The sequence below is a fragment of the Cellulomonas algicola genome, assembly GCF_003851725.1.
Taxonomy (GTDB): Bacteria; Actinomycetota; Actinomycetes; order Actinomycetales; family Cellulomonadaceae; genus Cellulomonas; species Cellulomonas algicola.
Window position 1 is genome coordinate 1 of record NZ_BHYL01000450.1, and the last position, 4,523, is coordinate 4,523.

General features: G+C 69.6%; 2 protein-coding genes. One reads left to right on the top strand and one right to left on the bottom strand.

The annotated features are described in order from the left end of the window. Positions 1 to 28: 28 nt before the first annotated feature. The gene (rpoB, locus tag CTKZ_RS20675; protein ID WP_124344658.1) at positions 29 to 3,535 is read right to left on the bottom strand and encodes a DNA-directed RNA polymerase subunit beta; all 3,507 of its coding nucleotides are present in this window, start codon (positions 3,533 to 3,535) and stop codon (positions 29 to 31) included. Positions 3,536 to 4,015: 480 nt separating this feature from the next. On the opposite strand from rpoB, the gene CTKZ_RS20680 reads away from it, so the two are divergent. Further along, the gene (locus CTKZ_RS20680; protein ID WP_124344659.1) at positions 4,016 to 4,423 is read left to right on the top strand and encodes a DUF4383 domain-containing protein; all 408 of its coding nucleotides are present in this window, start codon (positions 4,016 to 4,018) and stop codon (positions 4,421 to 4,423) included. Positions 4,424 to 4,523: the final 100 nt, after the last annotated feature.

A 4,523-nucleotide genomic window follows, 5' to 3' on the forward strand; every position in this document is an offset into this window, starting at 1 on the left:
GGCGGGGCCGCCCGCGACAGGCTCGTCGTCAGATCTCTTCGATGCTGCTGGCGTTGGGGCGACGCGACAGGTCGATGCCGAGCTCCTCCGCGGCGCGGTAGACCTCGTCGTCGTTCTCCTTCATGTCGATCGAGACGCCGTCGGACGACAGCACCTCGACGTTCAGGCAGAGCGACTGCATCTCCTTGAGGAGGACCTTGAAGGACTCCGGGATGCCCGAGTCGGGGATGTTCTCGCCCTTGACGATCGCCTCGTACACCTTGACGCGGCCGGGCACGTCGTCGGACTTGATGGTGAGGAGCTCCTGCAGCGTGTAGGCGGCGCCGTACGCCTCGAGGGCCCACACCTCCATCTCGCCGAACCGCTGACCACCGAACTGCGCCTTACCACCCAGCGGCTGCTGCGTGATCATCGAGTACGGGCCGGTCGAGCGCGCGTGGATCTTGTCGTCGACCAGGTGGTGCAGCTTGAGGATGTACATGTAGCCGACCGCGACCGGGTCCGGGAACGGCTCGCCGGAGCGGCCGTCGAAGAGCCGGGCCTTGCCGTCGGGCTGGACCATCCGGTCACCGTCACGGTTGGGCAGCGTCGAGCCGAGCAGACCGGTGAGGGTCTCCTCCGGCACGCCGTCGAAGACGGGCGTGGCGACCGGGTTGCCGGCCGGGGACGAGGCCGCGACCGCGGGCACGCCCTCCTTCCACTGCACGTCGCCCTCGGCGAGCTCGATGTCCCAACCCTGCTTCGCGACCCACCCGAGGTGCGTCTCGAGGACCTGCCCGACGTTCATACGACCGGGCACACCCAGCGGGTTGAGCACGACGTCGACCGGGGTGCCGTCCGCGAGGAACGGCATGTCCTCGACGGGGAGGATCTTCGAGATGACGCCCTTGTTGCCGTGACGGCCGGCGAGCTTGTCGCCGTCCGTGATCTTGCGGCGCTGCGCGATGTACACGCGGACCAGCTCGTTCACGCCGGCGGGCAGCTCGTCGCCGTCCTCACGGCTGAACGTGCGCACCTCGATGACCGTGCCGGACTCGCCGTGCGGGACCTTGAGCGACGTGTCGCGGACCTCGCGCGCCTTCTCGCCGAAGATCGCGCGGAGCAGGCGCTCCTCGGGGGTCAGCTCGGTCTCGCCCTTCGGGGTGACCTTGCCGACGAGGATGTCGCCGGCCGCGACCTCGGCACCGATGCGGATGATGCCGCGCTCGTCGAGGTCCGCGAGGACCTCCTCGGAGACGTTCGGGATGTCCCGCGTGATCTCCTCGGGGCCGAGCTTCGTGTCGCGGGCGTCGACCTCGTGCTCCTCGATGTGGATCGAGGACAGGACGTCGTCCTGCACGAGGCGCTGCGACAGGATGATCGCGTCCTCGTAGTTGTGGCCCTCCCACGACATGAACGCGACGAGCAGGTTGCGGCCGAGCGCGAGCTCGCCCTCGTCCGTCGCCGGGCCGTCGGCGAGCACCGAGTTGACCTCGACGCGCGCCCCCTGCTCGACCAGCACGCGCTGGTTGTAGGACGTGCCCTGGTTCGAGCGGCGGAACTTCGCCACGCGGTACGTCGACGTGGTCGCGTCGTCGTTGGCGACGACGATGAGGTCGGCCGACACCTCGGTGACGACACCCGGCTTCGTCGCGACGATGACGTCGCCCGCGTCGACCGCCGCACGACGCTCCATGCCGGTGCCGACGAGCGGCGCCTCGGAGCGGACCAGCGGCACGGCCTGGCGCTGCATGTTCGCACCCATGAGGGCGCGGTTCGCGTCGTCGTGCTCGAGGAACGGGATGAGGGCCGTCGCGACCGACACCATCTGGCGCGGCGAGACGTCCATGTAGTCGATGTTCTCGCCGGTGACGTACTCGATCTCGCCGCCCTTGACGCGGACGAGGACGCGGTCCTCCTCGAACGTGCCGTCGGCCTCGAGCGGCGCGTTGGCCTGCGCGATGACGTGGCGGTCCTCGTCGTCGGCGGTGAGGTAGTGCACCTCGTCCGTGACGCGGCCGTCGACGACCTTGCGGTACGGCGTCTCGACGAAGCCGAACGGGTTGATCCGCCCGAACGACGCGAGCGAGCCGATCAGACCGATGTTCGGACCCTCAGGGGTCTCGATCGGGCACATGCGGCCGTAGTGCGACGGGTGGACGTCACGGACCTCCATGCCGGCGCGGTCGCGCGACAGACCACCCGGGCCGAGGGCCGACAGACGACGCTTGTGCGTCAGGCCCGCGAGCGGGTTGTTCTGGTCCATGAACTGCGACAGCTGGCTCGTCCCGAAGAACTCCTTGATGGAGGCCACGACGGGACGGATGTTGATGAGCGTCTGCGGCGTGATCGCCTCGACGTCCTGCGTCGTCATGCGCTCGCGCACGACGCGCTCCATCCGGGACAGGCCCGTGCGGACCTGGTTCTGGATGAGCTCGCCGACCGCACGGATGCGACGGTTGCCGAAGTGGTCGATGTCGTCGGTCTCGACGCGCACGTCGATCGCCTCGCCGGCACGCGTGCCGGGGAGCGTCTGCAGGTCGATGTGCAGCGACGCGAGGTACTTGATCGTCGCGACGACGTCCGCGAGCGACAGGACGGAGTCCGCGAGGGGCGCGTCCTGGCCGAGCTTCTTGTTCAGCTTGTAGCGGCCGACCTTCGCGAGGTCGTAGCGCTTCGGGTTGAAGTAGAAGTTCTCGATGAGCGCGCGGCCGGCCTCGACGGTCGGCGGCTCGCCCGGGCGGATCTTGCGGTAGAGGTCGAGCAGCGCCTCGTCCTGCGTCTGGACGTGGTCCTTCTCGAGGGTCTCGATGACGGCCGGGTACGCCGCGAACTCCTCGCGGATCTCCGCCTCGGACATGCCGAGCGCCTTGAGCAGGACGGTCGCGTTCTGCTTGCGCTTGCGGTCGACGCGGACGCCGACGTTGTCGCGCTTGTCGATCTCGAACTCGAGCCACGCGCCACGGCTCGGGATGACCTTGGCGGTGAGGATGTCCTTGTCGGACGTCTTGTCCGCCTGGCGCTCGAAGTAGACGCCCGGCGAGCGGACGAGCTGCGAGACGACGACGCGCTCGGTGCCGTTGATGATGAACGTGCCGCGCTCGGTCATGAGCGGGAAGTCGCCCATGAAGACCGTCTGGCTCTTGATCTCACCGGTCGTGTAGTTGACGAACTCCGCGGTGACGAACAGAGGCGCGGCGTACGTGAAGTCCTTCTCCTTGCACTCCTCGGCCGTGTACTTCGGCGGCTCGAAGCGGTGCTCGCGGAACGAGAGGGACATGGAGCCGCCGAAGTCCTCGATCGGCGAGATCTCCTCGAAGATCTCCTCGAGACCGGCGGTCTCGGGGACGTCCTGACGACCGTTCTCCAGCGCGGCGGCCACGCGGGCCTGCCAGCGCTCGTTGCCCAGCAGCCAGTCGAAGCTCTCGGTCTGCAGGCCGAGCAGGTCGGGGACCTCGAGCGGCTCGTGGATCTTGGCGAAGGAGATACGACGGGATGCGGTGCGGTTCGCGATGGCGTCAGCGGTCGGTGCAGAAGGGGTGCGCGAGGCAGCCAAGAGGGGTCCTTCCCTGCGGATCGTGTGCACGCTGCGCAGGTCAGGCGGGGCGCGATCCCCCGGCCGTGCGAGCTGCGGAACCGTCGCGCACGTACGACGTCCACTGCTCGGGTTATACGGGATCGCGGGCACAGGCCAGCGCAAAGCGCTAGCATACTCAACCGGCATGGGAAAGTCCACCCGGCGTCGGCCGGGTCCCGCGTCGTCGTCGACGCCGTCCCGGCTTCTCGCTCACGCGGGCGACTCGCCCGCGTCGACGACCACGCTGTCGTCGCGGCACATGGTGGCACACGTCACCCTGACCGCGAAAGCGGAGCAGGTGAGAGCGGGCGTACGACCACCCGCCCTGTACCCGACCCGCCCCCGGCATCCCTCGACCCATCCGGCGCGCCGTCGGCTGCGAACCCCCCTCGCACCACATCGCACGCGGTCCCGCGGGACCGCCCGGGCGGGGCCACGCGCCCCGGGAACGAGGCAGCCATGTCGCAGTCCCCCAACCGCATCGTCGGGACGGTCTTCGGAGCCGTCTACCTGCTCGTCGGCGTCGCCGGCTTCTTCGTGACGTCGGGCGTCGGCTTCGCGTCGACCGAGGGCGAGCCGCTGATCCTCTTCGAGGTCAACCCGCTGCACAACATCGTCCACCTGCTCATCGGCGTCGTGCTGTTCTTCGCGGCACGCTCCTCGGTCGCCGCGTCCCGCGCCGCCAACACCGGCGTCGGCGCCGTCTACCTGCTCGTCGGCGTCCTCGGCCTGTTCCTCGTCGGCAGCGGCGCGAACATCCTCGCCCTCAATGGCGCCGACAACGTGCTGCACTTCGCGAGCGCGGTCCTGCTGCTCGGCGTCGGTCTCGGCGCCGACCGCACCGCCTCGGCGCGGGCGACCGCATGACGACCGCGTCCGCCGCCCTCGCCGCCCGGCCCGCTGCCGGGGGGCTGGGGCGCGTCGCGGGCGCGCACGCCCCGGACCGGGTGGCGGTCGAGTCCCCCGC